The organism is Terrabacter sp. Ter38 (assembly GCF_024519435.1).
Taxonomy (GTDB): domain Bacteria; phylum Actinomycetota; class Actinomycetes; order Actinomycetales; family Dermatophilaceae; genus Terrabacter.
On record NZ_JALJRZ010000008.1, the window covers coordinates 125,223 to 142,914 of the forward strand.

The 17,692-nt window shown below is 70.8% G+C and carries 15 protein-coding genes and 1 pseudogene; 6 read left to right on the forward strand and 10 right to left on the reverse strand.

The genetic code is table 11. The annotated features are described in order from the left end of the window. Positions 1-93: 93 nt before the first annotated feature. The gene (locus NR112_RS16435; RefSeq protein ID WP_256795387.1) at positions 94-1,641 is read right to left on the reverse strand and encodes a S8 family serine peptidase; all 1,548 of its coding nucleotides are present in this window, start codon (positions 1,639-1,641) and stop codon (positions 94-96) included. 208 nt (positions 1,642-1,849) lie between these two features. Beyond that, complete coding sequence (locus NR112_RS16440; RefSeq protein WP_256795388.1) at positions 1,850-2,287, reverse strand: ChaB family protein; 438 nt, start codon at positions 2,285-2,287, stop codon at positions 1,850-1,852. 235 nt (positions 2,288-2,522) lie between these two features. Between NR112_RS16440 and NR112_RS16445 the strand changes: the two genes are divergently transcribed. The 4 genes and pseudogenes from NR112_RS16445 (at position 2,523) to NR112_RS23015 (ending at position 6,007) form a co-directional block, all read left to right on the forward strand. Continuing rightward, the gene (locus NR112_RS16445; protein WP_256795389.1) at positions 2,523-3,986 is read left to right on the forward strand and encodes an MFS transporter; all 1,464 of its coding nucleotides are present in this window, start codon (positions 2,523-2,525) and stop codon (positions 3,984-3,986) included. Further along, the gene (locus tag NR112_RS16450; RefSeq protein WP_256795390.1) at positions 3,983-4,537 is read left to right on the forward strand and encodes a universal stress protein; all 555 of its coding nucleotides are present in this window, start codon (positions 3,983-3,985) and stop codon (positions 4,535-4,537) included. The genes NR112_RS16445 and NR112_RS16450 overlap by 4 nt, the downstream gene beginning before the upstream one ends. Before the next feature lie 141 nt (positions 4,538-4,678). Next, positions 4,679-5,083 (forward strand): annotated as a pseudogene (locus NR112_RS23010) (nuclease-related domain-containing protein); the annotation flags it as partial. 528 nt (positions 5,084-5,611) lie between these two features. Beyond that, on the forward strand, positions 5,612-6,007 hold the full coding sequence (locus tag NR112_RS23015; RefSeq protein WP_256795476.1) for a hypothetical protein: 396 nt from the start codon (positions 5,612-5,614) through the stop codon (positions 6,005-6,007). 26 nt (positions 6,008-6,033) lie between these two features. Here the strand turns inward: NR112_RS23015 and NR112_RS16465 are convergent, their stop codons facing one another. The 5 genes from NR112_RS16465 to NR112_RS16485 form a co-directional block, all read right to left on the reverse strand. Further along, positions 6,034-6,210, reverse strand: coding sequence for a universal stress protein (locus tag NR112_RS16465; RefSeq protein WP_256795391.1), 177 nt, complete (start codon positions 6,208-6,210; stop codon positions 6,034-6,036). Positions 6,211-6,955: 745 nt separating this feature from the next. Next, positions 6,956-7,897 (reverse strand): universal stress protein, encoded by a 942-nt coding sequence (locus NR112_RS16470; protein WP_256795392.1) that lies wholly within the window; start codon positions 7,895-7,897, stop codon positions 6,956-6,958. Then, on the reverse strand, positions 7,894-8,211 hold the full coding sequence (locus tag NR112_RS16475) for a hypothetical protein (RefSeq protein ID WP_256795393.1): 318 nt from the start codon (positions 8,209-8,211) through the stop codon (positions 7,894-7,896). Before NR112_RS16475 ends, NR112_RS16470 begins: the two co-directional genes overlap by 4 nt. Positions 8,212-8,265: 54 nt before the next feature. After that, positions 8,266-9,723: an aminotransferase class V-fold PLP-dependent enzyme gene (locus NR112_RS16480; protein WP_256795394.1), complete on the reverse strand. Its 1,458-nt coding sequence runs from the start codon at positions 9,721-9,723 to the stop codon at positions 8,266-8,268. Positions 9,724-9,930: 207 nt separating this feature from the next. Next, positions 9,931-10,095, reverse strand: a complete 165-nt coding sequence (locus NR112_RS16485; RefSeq protein ID WP_256795395.1) for a hypothetical protein — start codon at positions 10,093-10,095, stop codon at positions 9,931-9,933. Positions 10,096-10,188: 93 nt separating this feature from the next. Between NR112_RS16485 and NR112_RS16490 the strand changes: the two genes are divergently transcribed. Then, positions 10,189-11,538 (forward strand): HNH endonuclease signature motif containing protein, encoded by a 1,350-nt coding sequence (locus tag NR112_RS16490; RefSeq protein ID WP_256795396.1) that lies wholly within the window; start codon positions 10,189-10,191, stop codon positions 11,536-11,538. Positions 11,539-11,583: 45 nt separating this feature from the next. On the opposite strand, the gene NR112_RS16495 is transcribed toward NR112_RS16490, so the two are convergent. From NR112_RS16495 to NR112_RS16505, 3 genes are all read right to left on the reverse strand, one after another. Then, entirely contained in the window at positions 11,584-12,012 is a 429-nt protein-coding gene (locus NR112_RS16495) for a hypothetical protein (protein ID WP_256795397.1), read from the reverse strand. Positions 12,013-12,085: 73 nt separating this feature from the next. Further along, positions 12,086-13,750 carry a nuclease-related domain-containing DEAD/DEAH box helicase gene (locus NR112_RS16500; RefSeq protein WP_256795398.1) on the reverse strand — a complete coding sequence of 555 codons (1,665 nt, stop codon included), beginning with the start codon at positions 13,748-13,750 and terminating at the stop codon, positions 12,086-12,088. Positions 13,751-13,865: 115 nt separating this feature from the next. After that, positions 13,866-14,876, reverse strand: a complete 1,011-nt coding sequence (locus NR112_RS16505) for an aldo/keto reductase family protein (RefSeq protein WP_256795399.1) — start codon at positions 14,874-14,876, stop codon at positions 13,866-13,868. 74 nt (positions 14,877-14,950) lie between these two features. Here NR112_RS16505 and NR112_RS16510 point away from each other — a divergent pair, with 74 nt between their 5' ends. Further along, positions 14,951-17,608 carry a LuxR family transcriptional regulator gene (locus tag NR112_RS16510; protein WP_256795400.1) on the forward strand — a complete coding sequence of 886 codons (2,658 nt, stop codon included), beginning with the start codon at positions 14,951-14,953 and terminating at the stop codon, positions 17,606-17,608. Positions 17,609-17,692 lie beyond the last annotated feature (84 nt).

Here is a 17,692-nt window from a genome sequence, read left to right on the forward strand (position 1 = left end):
TCCTTTGTGACCACTCAGACAGCGCCGGGGTCCCCGATGGCGTATGCCGCCGGGCCGGGTCGCGAGACCCGGCCCGGCGGCCTGTGGGGTGGGTCAGCCGACGGCCTTGAGCGCGTCCACTTCCCCAGAGCCGAACCAGCCGTTCTGGCCGCGGCCGCCCTGGCACCGCTGCGCTGCGCCGTCGTCGACGCCCGGGAAGAAGGCGTACGGCGAGACGTCGGCCGGGCACGGCATCGGGTTGACGGCGTTCTGCAGGGCCGCCGAGAGCGCCCCTCCCGTCTTGCCGGTCACACTGGCGATGAGGGCTGCGACGCCTGCTGCGTGCGGCGAGGCCATCGAGGTGCCCTGCTGGTAGCAGTACGTCGCTCCGCTCGCGTCGACGACCCGGCGTGAGGCGAGGCACGTCACCGCGAGCAGGGACGCGGGCCAGGTCGAGAGCACCCGTCCGTTGGCGGCGGCTGCGGTCAGCTGGAGGACGGAGTCGCCTCCCGGCGCGGCGACGTCGACGGCGGAGATGCCGTAGGACGAGTAGAACGACTTCATCTCCTTGTTGCCGGTGGCGCTGACCCCGACGACGCCCGGGACCTCGGTCGGCACGACGGCACATGCGTTGCTGATCGCCCGGAGCACCGGGTTCGTGTCGTCGGGACTCGTCGCGTCCAGGGTCGGGTGCGACAGGTCGTCGGCCTGGTTGCCCTCGGCTGCGACGACGAGCACACCCTTGTTCTGGGCGTACCTGATGGCGCGACGCTCGGCGGTCCAGATGGCTCGCTGCTCGGCGTCGTTGCGGCAGTTGAAGAGCCACGGGTCGGCGAAGTAGCTGTTGTTCGTCACGTCGACGCCGTGGTCGGCCGCCCACATGAACGAGCAGACGACGGCCTCGGGGAAGAAGAAGCCGTCAGCGTTGCCGGCCTTGATGCCGGCGATCTTCACGTTCGGCGCGACCCCGACGATGCCGATGCCGTTCGCGGCTGCGGCGATCGTGCCGGCCGTGTGGGTGCCGTGGCCGTTGTCGTCGGCCGCGGCTGCCGCGCCGGGCACAGCCACGCCGCTGACGCAGTTCGCGCTCGCGCCGGAGTCGACGTTCGGGGCGAGGTCCGGGTGCGTGTAGTCGAGGCCGGTGTCGATGTCTCCCACGAGGATCGAGGGGTCACCGGTGCTGATGGCGTGTGCCTCGCCGACCTTGATCTGGGTCATGTCCCACTGCAGCCCCGACAGCGAGTCGTTGAGGCCCGGGAGTGCTGCCCCGTTCGCGGTGGTCTGGGTCGTGGTCGCGTCGGCAGCGGTGTCGGCCGAGACCGCTCCGTCGTCGACGGCGCTGGCGAACCTCGTCGTGGCGACGGCGCCCTCGACACCCGTGACCTGACGCATCTTGGTGGCGAAGTCGGGGCTGGCCGACCGCGCGACGACGACGCTGATGGGCGCGTAGGTCGCGACGACGTGACCGCCCGCTGCGGCGACGGCACCACCCGCGCCGCTCGTGGAGGTCTTCTCCTTGTAGACGACCAGATAGGTCGAGCTCGCGCTGGTCGTGGAGGCGTCGGCCGACGCCACCCCGGTCGCGAGTGCGGCGGCCGCGACGACCGCGACCGCCCCGATGACTGCAGTCCCCCGAGATCCACCCCTTCGTGACACGGACATGGTTCTCTCCTCCGCGGTGGCGGCGTGGGCGTCCCACCGCTCCGGGCCGACTCCTGTGGCGGCCCAGTTGTCCACGCTAGGGCTGTCGGCACCGGCCTTCTCGGGAGCCTGAGAGTCGGCTCGACGATCGCTTGGAGCGATTCAGGCGTTTGGGGCGCGCGCGAGCGAATTCTCCCGTGCCAGTACGGGACTCGGAGTTGTGGACTCGTCAGCTCGAGTCCCGCGCGGCGGCCGTCGCACGGTCGTTGGCGCGCTGGATCGCCTCGACGAGCTCGGCCTTGCTCATGCTGGAGCGTCCCGACACCTCGAGTCGCTTGGCGATGTCGTAGAGGTGCCGCTTCGAGGCGTTGGCGTCGACCCCGCCGGCTGAGTCCCCGTCGTCGCGGTGCGCCCTGGCCTCGGCACCGCGGCGTTCGGCCTGGCGGTCGCTCGGCCCCTTCTCGGCCTTCTCCTCCCAGTGGTCCCCGACCTTCTCGAAGGAGTGCTTGAGCGAGGCGAACGCCGTGCGGTGGGCACGCTCGCCCTCGCCGTACTGCTCGACCGCAGCGTCGTGCGTCGCGAGCCACGTCTCCTGCGCCTTCTTCGACGACCGCTGGAGGGTCGAGGGCAGGTCCGTGGTTCCGCGCGTTGGCTTCTTGGCCGGCATGTCGTTCCTCCTGCGCTGTCGAGGGAGGGCGCCTGTGCCCTCACACCACCCTGACGTACCCAGCGGGACGGGATGGGGGCACCCGACGGCATACGCACTCGCGAGGGCGCTAGGACAAAGCGGCTCGAAGCACGTTCGTCGCGCCCGGCCATGGGGTACGGATTCCGGCGGTGAGGACGCGGCGCCGCGCGCCCTGACCCGACGGTTCACTGCGATTCGGATCGAAGGAGATGGGATGAGCGAGGCTGTCGCACAACGCACGGACGGTGCCATCAGGAGTCTGGTGCCCGCCCGCATGGACCGGCTCCCGTGGACGAAGTTCCACTGGTCGGTCGTTCTCGGGCTCGGGGTGTCGTGGATCCTCGACGGACTCGAGATCCAGATCGTGTCCGAGTCGGGCTTCCAGAAGACGCTTGGCATGTCCGCGACGCAAGTGGGGCTGACGGGCACGGTCTACCTCGTCGGCCAGGTCGTCGGAGCGCTGACGTTCGGTCGCCTGACCGACCGGCTCGGCCGCCGCAAGCTGTTCATCATGACGCTCGTCATCTACCTGATCGGGTCGGGCCTCGCCGGCCTCTCCCCGAACATGTGGTTCCTGTGGGTGTGCCGGTTCGTCGCCGGCATGGGCATCGGCGGTGAGTACACCGCGATCAACTCGGCCATCGACGAGCTGATCCCAGCGCGCTTCCGCGGTCGCGTCGACATCGCGATCAACGGGACGTACTGGTTCGGCGCCTTCGTCGGGGCGCTCGCGAACCTCTACCTGCTCAACCCCGACAACGTCGCCGAAAACCTCGGCTGGCGCCTGGCGTTCTTCATCGGCCCGATCCTCGGTCTGTCGATCATCTGGCTGCGCCGGCACATCCCGGAGAGCCCGCGCTGGCTGCTCACCCACGGTCGCGCGGAGGAGGCCGAGCGCACGGTCGACGAGATCGAGGAGCGGGTTCGCCGTGAGGGCGGCGAGATCCCGGAGGTCGACGACAGCAAGGCCATCCTCGTCAAGCCCGAGGACCGCATGGGGCCGAAGGTGCTGTGGGACGTGTTCGTGCGGCGCTACGGACGACGCACGGTGCTCGGCCTGACGATGATGGTGACGCAGAGCTTCCTCTACAACGCCATCTTCTTCACGTACGCGTTGGTGCTGACGAACTTCTACGGGATCAGCAAGGCCCAGACCTCGCTCTACTTCCTGCCGTTCGCGGCCGGCAACCTGATGGGCCCGCTGCTCCTCGGTCATCTCTTCGACACCATCGGGCGTCGCAAGATGATCTTCAGCACCTACACGATCGCGGGGCTCGTCCTGCTCGTGTCGGCCTGGGCCTTCCACGCCGAGATCCTCACCGCGACGACGCACACGATCTTCTGGTGCGTCTCGTTCTTCTTCGCCTCGGCTGGAGCCTCCGCTGCCTACCTCACCGTGAGCGAGATCTTCCCGATCGAGGTGCGCGGCCAGGCGATCAGCTACTTCTTCGTCGTCGCGCAGTGCGCCGGCGCCGTCGCACCGGTGCTCTACGGCGCACTCATCGGCGACGGCAAGGACCGCGGCCCGCTCACGTGGGGCTACGTCGCCGGTGCGGTCATCATGATCATCGGCGGGGTCGTGGCCCTGGCGATCGGGATCGACGCGGAGCGGAAGTCCCTCGAGGACGTGGCCGACCCGCTGAGCAAGGTCTCGGAGGAGTCGGGGGCCAAGGCATGAACGTCGCGGACCTCGGACGCCAGCACACGATCGTCGTCGGCGTGAGCCCGACGAGCGGCTCCCCCGGCGCCCTCCGCTGGGCCGTCGAGGAGGCCGCGATGAGGGGTGGTCGGGTCGTGGCAGTCCGTGCCTGGCGCCCGCACGCACCCGAGACCGCGACCGGCGGGCGCGTGCCGTCGGTCGTCTCCGACGACAGCGCCCTCTCTGCGGAGCAGTCGCGCCTGGCCGAGGACGTCGCGCACGTCCTCGGCCGCGACCACCTCGTCGAGACGCGCGTGGTGGCAGGCAAGCGGCGCTCGGTCCTCGTCGAGGAGAGCCGCGGCGCGGACCTCGTCGTCATCGACGCCGGTCACTCCACCGAGGTCGGCGCGCGCTGGCTCGGGAGCCGTCTCGTGCGCGCAGCGCACTGCCCTGTCGTCGTCGTGCCACCCGCCCTCGGCGACCGCGGGTCGAGCCCGCTCGGGGCGGCCGCCAGCAGCCTCGGCCGCTCGATCGAACGTGCCGCCGGAACCGCCGGGCGGCCGGGCTTCCAGCGCCCGCCATCGGGCTGACGACCTCGGCGCCTCTCACGCGGGCGTATGCCGTGTCCCCCGGTCCCGGGACCCGAATCCTCTGCGAGTTGAACCGATTCGGGCCCGGGACCCACCACGCCGTGCCTAGAGTCACGGGCGACAGGGGCACAGGGGGCTCGGATGGCAGCAGGTGGGTCGGCGCAGTCTCGCGCCGAAGAACTCAGGACTCAGGCGGCGCAGGCGCGCGCCCACGCAGACGCGCTCGAGGCCCAGGCCGGGGCTTGGGCAGCCGGCGCGGACGGTGAGCGTCGGGTAGCCGCCACATTGCAGGCCCTACCGACCGGGTGGCACGTCCATCACGACCGTCTATTGCGACCGGGTCGCTCGCAGACGAACCTCGACCACGTCGTCATCGGGCCGTCCGGTGTCTACCTCGTGGACACGAAGAACTGGGCGGGTGGCACCAGCGTCCACGATGGGAACCTGTGGCAACACACGAGCAGCAGCTCACCCAAGGGACGCGAACTCGACGCCGTGGCTCGCTTCGCCGGTGAGATGGAGAAGACGCTCGGCCTTCCCGTCGTCCCAGTCATCGCCCTGGCCGGTGGGCACTCCACGTCCTTCGCGAGGCAACGCGTGCGGGGGGTCGAGATCATCCCCCTCGAGAGCCTCGCTGCCTGGCTCCTCGCCCAGCCCCAGGCCCCAGGGACCGAGGGCACGGACCTGCTGTCCCGCAGAGTCGCCCACACCTATCCGTCGGCATCGACGGAAGCTGCGCGCGCAGACACGGACCTGCTGACGGTCGCCGACGTCCTCGGGGCCGAACGCTCGACGGCTCGTCGTACGCCGTCACCGGTCATGCTCCGCGACACCTCCCGACCGCGACACCGCGGAAGTGCTCCACGCCGGCCACGCCGTCGCGGATCGGTGGTCTCCGCGCTCGTCGGCCTGGTTGCCCTGTGGGCGTTCAGCCACGCTGGTGCGCACCTCTCCAGCAACCTCGGAGCTAGACTCGGGTCCGTCGTCTCCCATGCTGCCACGGGGTCCTACCCGCAGGACGCACCCAGTCCCGCCAAGGCCTGCCAGTCCTTGGGCCGGATCACAGTCCAGACGGTGACGGGAGCACAGTCGGCGCTGGTGGTTCCGACGCCCGACGAGGACACCTGTTCGTGGTGGCTGACAAAGCCGCGATACGCCTTTCAGAGCCCGGACGTGATGGTCAGGACAGGGGGCTCAGTCGACCGCCGGTTCGCGGCCAACGGAACCACTGGGGCGCGGGTCGACATGACACCGGGCGAGGTCTCCGCCTGGATTCCCGTGAACACGAGGCTCGACGGATGGCGGGCCGGCACACGCGCGCGGCAGCCGTTCATGATCTCTCTCCGCTTCAGCTACCCCGAGGGGGCGAGCGATGCCAAGGCCCGGGCTGTCGAAGCTGCGGCCGAGAAGAAGGTGACGCGGTTGGCCGAGGAGCTCGCGAAGGCTCTGCCCGCACGGCCGAGCACCTGACCGGCATCGGCTGGAGACGCATCCCATCAGGGCACGAGCATGACCGGGCAGGTCGCGTCGCGGATGAGCCGGTAGGAAGCCTCCCCGGACAGCACGGCAGTGGCCCCACCTCGGAGTGGCGCACCGACGACGAGCAGTGCGGAATGCTGCGTGGCCTCCGCCAGGGCTACGACCGGGTCGCCGTGGATCTCGGCGGTGACCACGAGGGCAGGGTGCTGTGACGCTCAGGGAGGCGACGGCATACGGAATCCTCTGTCTCGCAGCGTCACTGACGCCTCCACGTGTGACGGTGCGAATCACGGCGACGCACTGCATGCGACAGCGATGCGAACCGCGGCGGACACGGTCCCCTCCACGCGCGCATCAAGCTCCGTCCCTGTCCCCGCCGGCGATGGCGCAGACGACCTCGCCGCGCGGATCCGGGACCCGGGCGTCACCGGTCGCGCCGGACGAGAAGCGGCCGAGGTCATGCAGGACGACGACGGGGCAGTACTCATGGGCGACGACCGCGTAGGAGACGGAGCCGATGAGCGCGGTGCGGGCACGTCCCCGGCCGCGGGTCCCAGCACGCCGACCTCGGCGAACATCGACGCGTCGACCAGAGCGGGGGCCGGCCCACCGACGGCATGGACCGCACGCACCGCCCTCGGGCAAGCCCTGGCCCGGGCCAGGTCGACGGACCGCCGACGATCGTCTGGGCCACCATCTCAAGGGAGGCGCTCAGCGGGCGCAACGCGTAGCCGCGCCGGCTCGGCACCAGGTCGAGCTCGACGGCGTTGGACGATCTTCAGGCTGTCGTCGAGAGGGCGGGAGACCGCCGCAGCCCAGACCAGGGCACACTGCGAGGCCGGGGACCCGTCGTAGCCCACGACGAACTGGCGGCAGGCTGGTCCGACGTCCTGGGTGCGAGTTCCCTTGAGCACCAGCGACGTCGAGTCTTCGACATCGTCAGCGAATCACCATGACGGGGCAAGGGGCGTCGTGGACGACCCGGTGACTGACCGAGCCGAGCAGCATTCCGGTTAAGCCCCCGTGCCCGCGAGACCCCATGACGATGAGCCCGGCCCTCACGTCCACGGCGTAGGCGGCGACCGCAGCACCGGCCCCTCCACCCAGGACGGTGGTCTGCACGTCGAGTCCCGGGTGGGCTCGTCGCGCGTCCTCCGCCACGTCGCGCAGCACCTGGCCGACGTGGAGGTGCATCTGGTCGATCATCTCCTCGCGACCCAAGATCGTGTCGGTCTCCGGCCACGCCTCGAGGCCACCGACGTTGTCGACGGCGACGACGTGCAGCGACGCCTCTGCTGCCGTGGCGACGTGGACGGCGGTCTCGAGCGCCTTCTGGGAGTTCTTGGAGTCGTCGAAGGCGACGACGACAGGGTGGGACGGACCCGCATGGATCACGGAGGACCCCCGGACCACGACCGCGGGGCAGTGGGCGTGGGCCGTGACGGCATAGGCAGTCGAGCCCAGCAGGCCACCGGAGACCGCCCCGTGACCGCGCGACCCGGTGACGACGAGGTCGGCTCGGGACGAGACGCCGACGAGCTCGGCGGCGGCACCGCCGATGACGCTCAGCGGGTGGACGTCCTTGCGGTCCATCGTCTTCGTGGCGATGTCGATGGCCTCCGCCAGCACTCCGCGCGACATCTCGTCGTACGCGTGCGCCTGGACCCCGGGATCGTAGGCCCGGAAGGTCGGCGTCATGGTCAGGCCGACGCAGTGCAGCAGCGTCAGCTGGCGGTCGTCACGGTTCGCGGTCTCGACGGCCCAGTCGAGGGCGAGCCGCGCCCCCGGTGACCCGTCGTAGCCTACGACGATGCCGAGGTCGGTCGTCTCGTCGGTCGACTCGTGGGTCGACTCCTTCGTCGAGCTGACTGCGGCGCTCATCGCTCTCCCCTTCCACGGCGGTCGGGGCCGGATGCTCCGGCCACTTCCATCGTCCCTCGTCGTGCGGGCGTCGGCAGGGAGTTGTGACTGCTCAGACAGGTGCAGTCGGGGATATCGCGGATGACCCAGCGGCCGCGGAGCCCGTTGCCGTTGAAGTTGGACTCGGCGTCCCGTTCCTCCACCTCACCCTGGGACGCCGAGCACCCACGGGTCGAGTAGGCGGTCTGCATGTCGGCGAGCCTCTGCGTGAACGGCTTGGGCGACACCGCGGTGGCGATCGTGCGAACGCCGCTGTGGGCGACGATGCCCGTCACGACGTACCCCTCCGGCACGGCCGCGCTCCCAGGCAACGACGCCGGCACCGTTCGTCACTCTCGCACCCGGCGAGGACGAGCGCCGTCAGGAGGCCAAGAGGTGCTGGGCTTCTGCTGGCCGCCTGCTGGGGACACGGCTCCGGCGGCACGCAGGATGGCGGCGGCGGAGATGTCGATGTCGTGCTCGCGGGTCGTGGCATTGGACACCGAGACGCGGATGAGCCGCTGACCGTGCCACGTCGTGGCGCCGACCCAGCACGTGCCGTCGCGCTGCACGGCGTCGACGATCGCGTCCGTGCGTCCGGGATCCCCGATGCTGACGAGGACCTGGTTGAGCACGACGTCGTTGTGGATGGTGGCGCCGCCGGCCGCGAGACGCTCGGCCATGCGCTGCGCCAGGGCACAGGATCGGTCGACGAGCTGGGCCACACCCTCGGTGCCGAGCTCGCGCAGGGCGGCCCAGACCGCGAAACCCCTTGCCCGTCTGGATGACTCGGGAGTCAGGTCGCCGAGGACGTGGTCGGACTCCGAGCCCGACCCGGTGAGGTATGCCGCCGCGTAGGACATCGTGGCTGCGTGCAGGTCGGCGTCGGCACAGAAGGCGAGTCCGCAGTCATAGGGGACGTTGAGCCACTTGTGGGCGTCCGTGCCCCACGAGTCGGCCAGCTCGACCCCGTCGACGAGAGGGGCGGTCCGGGGGCTCGCGGCCGCCCAGAGCCCGAAGGCGCCGTCGACGTGGACCCACGCGCCGTGCTCGTGCGCCACAGTCGTCCCGGTCCTGAGGTCATCGCACGCCCCGGTGTTGACGTTGCCGGCCTGGAGGCAGACGATCACCGGCCGCTCGCACACGGTGTCGAGGGTGGTCCGGAGATGGTCGAGGTCGATGGCGCCCTGCGGGGTCACGGCGACGGGCTCGATGCTGCCCGTGCCGAACCCGAGCAGCCGGGCGGCCCGGTCGATCGTGGCGTGCCGCTCCTCGCTCGCGACGATGGCCACCCGGGGAGCACCGAAGAGACCGTCCCGCGCGACGTCCCACCCGACGTCGGCGAGCACCCGCTGTCGTCCGACCGCGAGGCCCACGGTGTTCGCTGCCTGAGCGCCCGTGACGAAACCGACCGAGACGGACGAGGGCAGGCCCAGCAGCTGCTTGGCCCAGGCTCCGGCCGCCCGTTCGGCGGCCGCCGCGGCCGGCGAGAGGACCTCGTTGTAGGCGCACTGGTCCCAGCCTGCAGTGAGCAGGTCGGCGGCCGTGGCCGCCGGCGAGGCGCCCCCGATGACGAAACCGAAGAAGCGCGGACCGACGGTGCCGACGAGGCCGGGGAGCGCGGCCGCGATCAGCTCGTCGACGACGGCGCTCGGGTCGGTTCGCGTCACGGCCAGTGGCCCGCCGAACGCCGTTGCCAGTGCCCCACGGTCGGGTGCTGTCGCCACGGGCAGGTCCGCGACGGTGGTGCGGTGCCGAGCCCCTTCGGCAGCAGCGCGGGCGTAGAGCTGGTGCAGGTCGACGTCCATCCCCCGCACGGTCCTCCGCGACACGGGTGGTGCGCAAGAGTCGGGCCCGAAGCCGGAGGACGCGATCCGTCAGCGCAGGGCCACGCGATGCCCTCCGACCCGGATGGGACTGTCACACAGAGAAACTCGTGCGCCAATACCTCTTGACCATTGTTCGAACACCTGTTCTACTGGAGTATGGACGGGGCGATGGCTGTAGGGAGTCATTCATGGCCCGCTGCTGCCGAGGACGCCGATGCCGTTGTCGACCTCGACCACCTCGCCGACCTTTATCGATCGCGGGTCGAGACCCGCGTTCCAGTCCGGCAGCGCGACCTGCCACTTCTCGAGCGCACCCTTCGCCACCACCTGGCCGAGGCGGCCCTCACCCATGTGCTGCCGACACTCGTGACCGAGCTGGTCGAGGCGGTGGCAGACGATCTCCTGGCGGCGCAGCCCGATGAGGCACGGACGGAGCTGGAGTCGATGGCCGACGCAGACCTCAGGGTGGTCGAGTCCGTCGAGCGCTGCAAGGCGATCCTCGACGCCGTGGGCCTGGAGGCCCTGGCTCGGCTCCGCTCGACGATTGAGGCAGGTGAGCTGGCGCGCTTCGCCGACCTCGGCCGCCCTCGTCCTGCGGGCTGGATCGATGCCGACCACCTGACCGCGATGGAGGTGTCCACCGCCACCGGCCTCGGCGCCCACGAGGTGAGCTCCCGACTCGACCTCGCGACCGCCCGCACACCGGGAGCCGCTGCGCTCCGCGGTCGCCTGCAGCGCGGCGCGGTCACGCTCTACCGTGCATGCACGATCCAGGCTGCGATCGCCGCGCTGCCGTCCGAGTGCGGGCCGCGCATCGTCGACTCCGCGCTCCGGCCGAAGGACGGCGCTCCGCCATCACCGAGCCTCTTCCGCCAGCGGCTCACGCGCGCGTGCCTCGCGGCCGACCGCGAGGCCGCCGAGCGGCGTCGTGCAGCCCGACGGCGTCGCGGCGCCTACGCGCAGATCGACCACGAGGGCCTCGGCGTGCTCACCGTCGTCAATGACGCCGACAAGATCATCGCCGCGATGGAGCGAGCGGACGCCGTCGCTCGGGCCGCTCGGGCTCAGGGCGACCCCCGCGATCTCGACTCACTGCGTGCCGACGTCATCACCGACATCCTGATGTTCGGCTGGCCCGAGCCCGTCGGTGCCGACGTGTCGCCGTCCGGCTCGACCGCGGCCGGTGAGGGCGTATGCCGTTCCGCCAGTGAGTGGTTCACGCGTATGGGGCGGCGGCCGGCAGCGACAGTGACCCTCGTGATCCCGTTCACGACGGCGGTCGGACTCACCGACGCGCCGTGCGAGGTCCCGGGTCATGGCTGGGTGACGGCCGAGCACGCCCGCCGGATCATGCTCAACGACGGCTCGACGTGGCGCCGACTGGCCGTCGACGCCGACAGCGGTGCCGCCGCTCACCTCGAGACGCACGCCTATCGGCCGACGCCGGCGATGCGAGCCCACGTCGAGGCCGTCGACGGGACGTGCCTGGCGCCGGGGTGCACCGTGCCTGCCGCACGGTGCGACCTCGACCACGACATACCGTGGCCGCACGGCCCGACCGAGGTCACGAACCTCACGAGCAAGCACCGTCCCCACCACAACCTGCACACCAATGGCCACTGGCTCGTGCGCCGAGACGGCGACCGAGTTCGATGGCGCACCAAGGCCGGTCGCGTCTACGACACCTACCCCAAGGACTGGCTCGACGGCGTCCGGGACACGTCGCTCGCACCGCCATCTCGAGATCAGTCGACCGGCCGTCGCGCAACCGATCTCGAGCCGCCACCCTTCTGAACGTGCGGTGATGCCGAACGTGCGGTCGCGCCCTGTCAGCCGCCCTCACGACGCGGCGGTGAGCGGCTCGGGCAGCCTGAAGATGCCGTCACGCGTGGCGAGGTAGAAGCCGAGCAGGTCGACCTCGTGCTCGGCGCACCGGTCGATCGCCAGCTGGTGCCAGACCCGGTCGACGTCGTCGGGCGCCGTTCCCCGCGGCCGGCCCCGACCGATGAGAATGGACCCGTCGTTGTCGGCCACGAGCGGCAGGAGCATCCCGAGCAGCTGGGCCAGGCTGTTGGCCTCGGCATCCGGCGGCACGTCGTGCAGCAGGATCGGTTGGATGCCCCGGTCCTCGGCGTCGCAGATCATCAGGGCGACACACCCGGCGGCGCGGTCGGTGTCGCCGATGATGAGGTCGATGACGTCGGCGGCGACGCGACGGTTGGTCAGGGGGATCTCACTCGCCCGTGGGGGCAGGTCTTTGAAGGTCATGCCCGCCATCGTCATCCGCACGCGCGGCAGCGCGCTGAGGTTGTCCCCAGCCCCCGCCGGCGTCCCCGCGGCGTCAGCCGATGCCGAGACGGTGAGCCACCTGGGCGCCACCGATCTCGCGGATGAAGTCCGGGTCCCCCACGACGACGAGCTCGTCGGTGGCGCGCGACATGCCCACGTAGAGCATCTCGCGGGCGCGCTCGGTGTTCTTCGCGTTGACACAGAGGACGACCGCGCGGCGTTCGAGTCCCTTGCAGCCGAGGACGTGTCCGTAGAAGACGTCGTCGTTGTCCCAGAAGGACCGCCAGTAGCCGACGTGACCGTCCGCCTCCTGACGCTCGACCTGGGCCGGGTGCCGTGACCCCATTGTCAGGAGGGCAACGTGCTGCGGTTGCCATCCCTGCTCCAGGAGCAGGTCGACCTGGTCGTCGGCGCTGCCGATCGCCTTGTCACGAGGACAGGCGACGAAGCGGACGTCGGCACCGACCCCTCCACGGAGGTGCATCCGCATCGGTGCGAGCGGCCCGAAGGCCCGGGCGATCTGCTGCGTGTTGCGCAGGTTGTGGTCGAGGACGAGTGGGACGAGCGGCACCGGGGGCTGGCCGAAGCGGGCGAAGATCCGCTGGTTCTCGTCGGAGTAGACGTAGAGACCGCCCTCGTCCTCGTCGCGCAGCGCCTTCATGAGGGGGTACCACCAGTGGTCGGCGAAGTCCTGGGCCTCGTCGACGATGACGGCGTCGAACTTCTTGCCGTCCGGGAGTGCTGCAGCGATCTCGGTCATCCGGGCGGCCAGGTCTCGCTCCCAGAAGGCTGCGTCGTTGCGGTCGTGCGACGCGGTGTCGATCCCCCACTCGTTGGCGAGGTCCTCGAAGGAACCGACGAAAGCCGGCCGATGGTGTCGCGGCACTCCGGCGAGCTGCCGTTTGAAGTACTGGGAGAGACCGATCGAGTAACAGACGAGGGCCACGCGCTGCGCCTTGCGGTCGCCCTGGCCACGGGTGATGTCCTTGGCCTGGGTGAGGGCCAGGATCGTCTTGCCGCTGCCAGCACCTCCCCGGATCTCCATCCGCCTGATCATCCGTGTCACCGACAGCAGCGTTGCCTGCTCCTGAGTGAGGCGGTCCGCCGTGGCCTCGCGCTCATCCGCCTCGCTCGTGATGTCAGGGACCGGGAAGCTGCGTCCCGTGAGGATCTCGAGGATGAGCTCGACGTCGTCCGCGTTCGGCACGCGTTGGGAGTGCTCCTGGAGCTCGCAGACGTCGTGCAGACGTCCGGCAAGGTCGTCGAGGTCACCGCGCCCACTGATCATCCAGCGAGGGCAGTCGGGCGTCGCGAAGTCGTCGGCGACGTCGGTGTAGGGCACCACGATGGCGTGTCCCCAGCGCACCCTGCTGTGCCTGCCCTTCCACCGCGGGTCGTCCTCGACGAAGGTGCGCAGGGCGTACTTGCCGTCACGGCACTGGTCGACCGGTCGGACCCGGCTGCGCCGCGCGCCACCGCCGGACCACCACTGACCCTGGTGATCGACCGAGACGCTGCCCCCCTTGACCTCGACGACGACGATCCCGACCTGGGGCATGATGACGACGACGTCGAGCTCGTGGTCCTTGAGCACCGAGGTCAGTCGCATGTTGGGGATCAGCACCGTGTCGTCGGCCGCTGTGCGACAGAGCCGCTCCCAGACCAACCGTTCGGACTCGTGCGCGAAGCGCGGCGTCTCCCCCACCACCCTGACCATTCCGCGACGGTAGCGGCTGAGGGTGACAGGCAGGGCGTATGCCGTCCGGCGCGTCTCTCGGGGACGCGGCGGACGGCATACGCCCTCTGTGGTGGTGCCCAGCGAGTGCCGGGTGTCAGGCGACGCGCTGCTGCGGCGCCGTCTCCTTGGTCTTGCCCGGGTCCTTCTCGACGATGTCGCCGAGGACGTCGTCGATCTTCGCCATGAGCTCGGGCTCGAGCTTCACACCGGCCGCCTTGACGTTCTCGGCGACCTGCTCGGGACGCGAGGCGCCGACGAGGGCAGCCGCGACGTTGGGGTTCTGGAGCACCCAGGCGACGGCGAGCTGTGCCATCGTCAGCCCGGCCTCGTCGGCGATCGGCTTGAGGTTCTGCACGCGGGTCAGCACATCGTCGTTCATGAAGCGCTTGATCATGTCGGCGCCGCCCTTCTCGTCGGCGGCACGCGAGCCCTCGGGCGGCTGCTGGCCGGGCTGGTACTTGCCCGTCAGCACGCCCTGGGCGATGGGGCTCCACACGATCTGGCTGACGCCGAGCTCCTCGCACGTCGGGACGACCTCGCCCTCGATGACGCGCCACAGCATGGAGTACTGCGGCTGGCTCGAGATGAGCTGGAAGCCGAGCTCCTTTGCGAGAGTGACGCCTTCGCGGATCTGGTCGGCGGTCCACTCGCTGACGCCGATGTAGAGCGCCTTGCCCTGACGGACGACGTCGGCAAAGGCCTGCATCGTCTCCTCGAGCGGAGTCTCGGTGTCGTAGCGGTGCGCCTGGTAGAGGTCGACGTAGTCGGTCTGGAGCCGCTCGAGCGAGCCGTTGACCGACTCCATGATGTGCTTGCGGGACAGCCCGGTGTCGTTCTTGCCGCCCGGTCCGGTGGGCCAGTAGACCTTCGTGAAGATCTCGAGGCTCTCGCGCCGCTCACCCTTGAGGGCGTCGCCGAGGACGCTCTCGGCCTTGGTGTTGGCGTAGACGTCCGCCGTGTCGAAGGTGCTGATGCCGGCGTCGAGCGCGGCCCGCACACACTGGGTGGCGACGTCGTTCTCGACCTGCGAGCCGTGGGTCAGCCAGTTGCCGTAGGTGATCTCGGAGATCTTGAGTCCACTGTTGCCGAGGTATCGGAAGTTCATTCCTCCACCGTATGCCGCCCCCGATGTTGCTCGGACCCCGCTCCCCGTCGAGGGGACGCACGTACGATCGCCACGTGACGCTTCTCGAGCGCGTCGAGCACCTGCGCGCTGTCGCTGGCTACCTGGACGACGCCCGCACCGGGCACGGGCGACTGGTCTACGTCTCGGGCGAGGCCGGCATCGGCAAGACCACCTTCGTCTCCGCCGCGGCCTCCGAGCTCGAGCCCGGCGCACGCGTCGCCATCGGCAGCTGCGACGGATCCGCCACCCCTGCACCGCTCGGTCCGCTGCGCGACATGGTGCCCTCCCTCCCGGCGGGCCTGTGGCCGGAGGAGGCGAGTCGGCAGGATGTCTTCACGCGCCTCGTCGACACCCTCCGAGACGCGCCGCCCGACCGGCCCTATCTCCTCGTCGTCGAGGACGCGCACTGGGCCGACGAAGCCACCTTGGACCTCCTGCGCCACGTGGCCCGGCGCGTCCACGGGTGCCATGCCCTCGTGCTCGTCACCTACCGCCCCGAGGACGCGAGTGCGGGAAGCGCCCTGCGAATCCTCCTGGGGGACACGGCATCCGCCAGCGGGACCCGGCGGATCGACCTGCCGCCGCTCAGCCCACGGGCCGTGGCGACCCTCGTCGCCGAACGCTCGCGCGACCGTCTGTCTCAGACCGGGATCGACGTGGAGCGACTGCACGACGTCACGGGCGGCAACGCGTTCTTCGTCACTGAAGTGCTCTCCGGTGACACGGTCGGCGTGCCCCCGACCGTGCGCGACGCGGTGCTCGCCCGCGTCGCTCGCCTCCACGAGTCGTCACAGCGAGCCCTCGAGGTGGTCGCGCTGACCGGGTCGAGAGCCGAGACCGACCTGCTCGAAGGACTCCTGAGCGAGGGTCTGGCCGTCCTCGACGAGCCGCTCGCTCGGGGACTGGTCGTCATGTCGGGCCGGGAGGTGACGTTCCGTCACGAGCTGGGCAGGCTCGCCGTCGCCGACGAGGTTCCTGCCGGACGACGGCTCCACATCCACCGCCGACTCCTCGCGGCGCTCCAGAGTCGGGGGGCCGACCCGGCGCGGCTGGCGCACCACGCCGACGCTGCCGGGGACAGCCGGGCGGTGCTGGCCCATGCACCCGAGGCCGGGGCGCGGGCCGCTCGCCTCGGCGCCCACCGGGAGGCCGTGGACCAGTACCGCCGCGCCCTGCAGCACGCGGAATCCCTGCCGGACACCGAGGTGCCCGCCCGCCGCCGGGCCGACCTGCTCTGGGCCCTCGGCTACGAGCTCTATCTCACCGACCGCATCGAGGGCGCCATCGAGGCGGTCGACGAGGCCCGCCGGATCTGGGACGCCGCCGACGACGCCACACGGGTCGGCGACGCGTGGCGGTGCCTGTCACGGCTCAGCTGGTTCGCGGGGCGAAAGGCCGAGGCCGAGACGCAGGCCGCTGTCGCCGTCGACGTGCTCGAGGGGAGCTCGTCCTTCGAGCTGGCGTTGGCCTACAGCAACCTCGCGCAGCTCCGCATGCTGGCCACCGACCTGGCCGGCACCCGGGAATGGGCGCATCGCACGCTGGACCTCGCCGACTCCCTCGACGACCTGGCGCAGCAGACCGAGGTGCGCGTGCACGCCCTCAACAACCTCGGCACGATCGAGATCGCGGCCGGTGACTTCGCGTCCGGGGCCGCGATGCTCGACGACAGCCTCCAGCAGGCACGCGCCGCCGACCTCCACGAGCACGCGGCTCGCGCGTACTGCAACCTCGCGTCGAGCGCCGTGCTGCAGCGACGGCACGAGGACGCACGGCGCTACTTCCTCGAGGGCATCGAGTACTGCTCAGAGCGCGATCTCGACTCGTGGACCCTCTATCTGGAGGGCTGGGAGTCACAGCTGCACCTCGACCGGGGTGACCTCGGCGCGGCGCGCGCCCGGGCCGAGTCCCTGCTCCGCCATCCCGACATCGCGAGCGTCGGCGAGATCGAGCCGCTCGTCACCCTCGCCCACGTGCGCGGTCGCGTGGGCGAGGGTGGCGCCGACGAGCTGATGGACCGGGCGTGGTCGCTGGCCTCGGGGATGCGGGAGCTGCAGCGCGTGGCACCCGTCGTCGCCGTTCGCTGTGAGGCCGCCTGGCTTGCCGGCGACGTGGGTGCAGCCGCACGCGTGGCGGCAGAGGCCTGGCCGCTCGCCGTCTCGGCCGACTGCCCGTGGAACCGCGGGGCGGTCGCACGGTGGCTCGTCGGCGACGGCATCGACGCGCTCGTCGAGCCCCACGGGTCGCTCACCGTGCTCGCGTCGGCCGGGCCACTCGCTCCCCCGTTCGCTGCGGAGGTGGCCGGTGCGTGGCGTGAGGCCGCTGACATCTGGAGGTCACTCGGGTGCCCGTTCGACGAGGCGCTCGCACTGGCGCGCAGCAGCGACCGCGAGGCCCTCAGTGAGTCGATCGCGATCTTCGAGCGCGTCGGTGCCCACGCTGCGGCGGCGCGATCGCGCGCCGAGCTGCGCGCCCGTGGCTGGCCCGCGCCTCGCGCCCCGAGAGCCACGACACGCGAGCACCCCTCGGGCCTGACTCCGCGCGAGACCGAGGTGATGGAGCTGTTGACGCTGGGCTACACGGACGCCGGGATCGCCGAGCGCCTCGTCATCTCCCGGCGCACCGCCGAGCACCACGTCTCCTCGGTCCTGACCAAGCTCGGGCTCGACAGCCGGCGAGAGCTGCTCAAGGTGGGTGGAGCGAGCGCGTGAGTGGGTAGTCGGCACCCATGACCTTCGGGGCGGCGGGAGCGACGCTGGAGACACCCAGCTCTCCCATCCCGAAAGGACCACGAG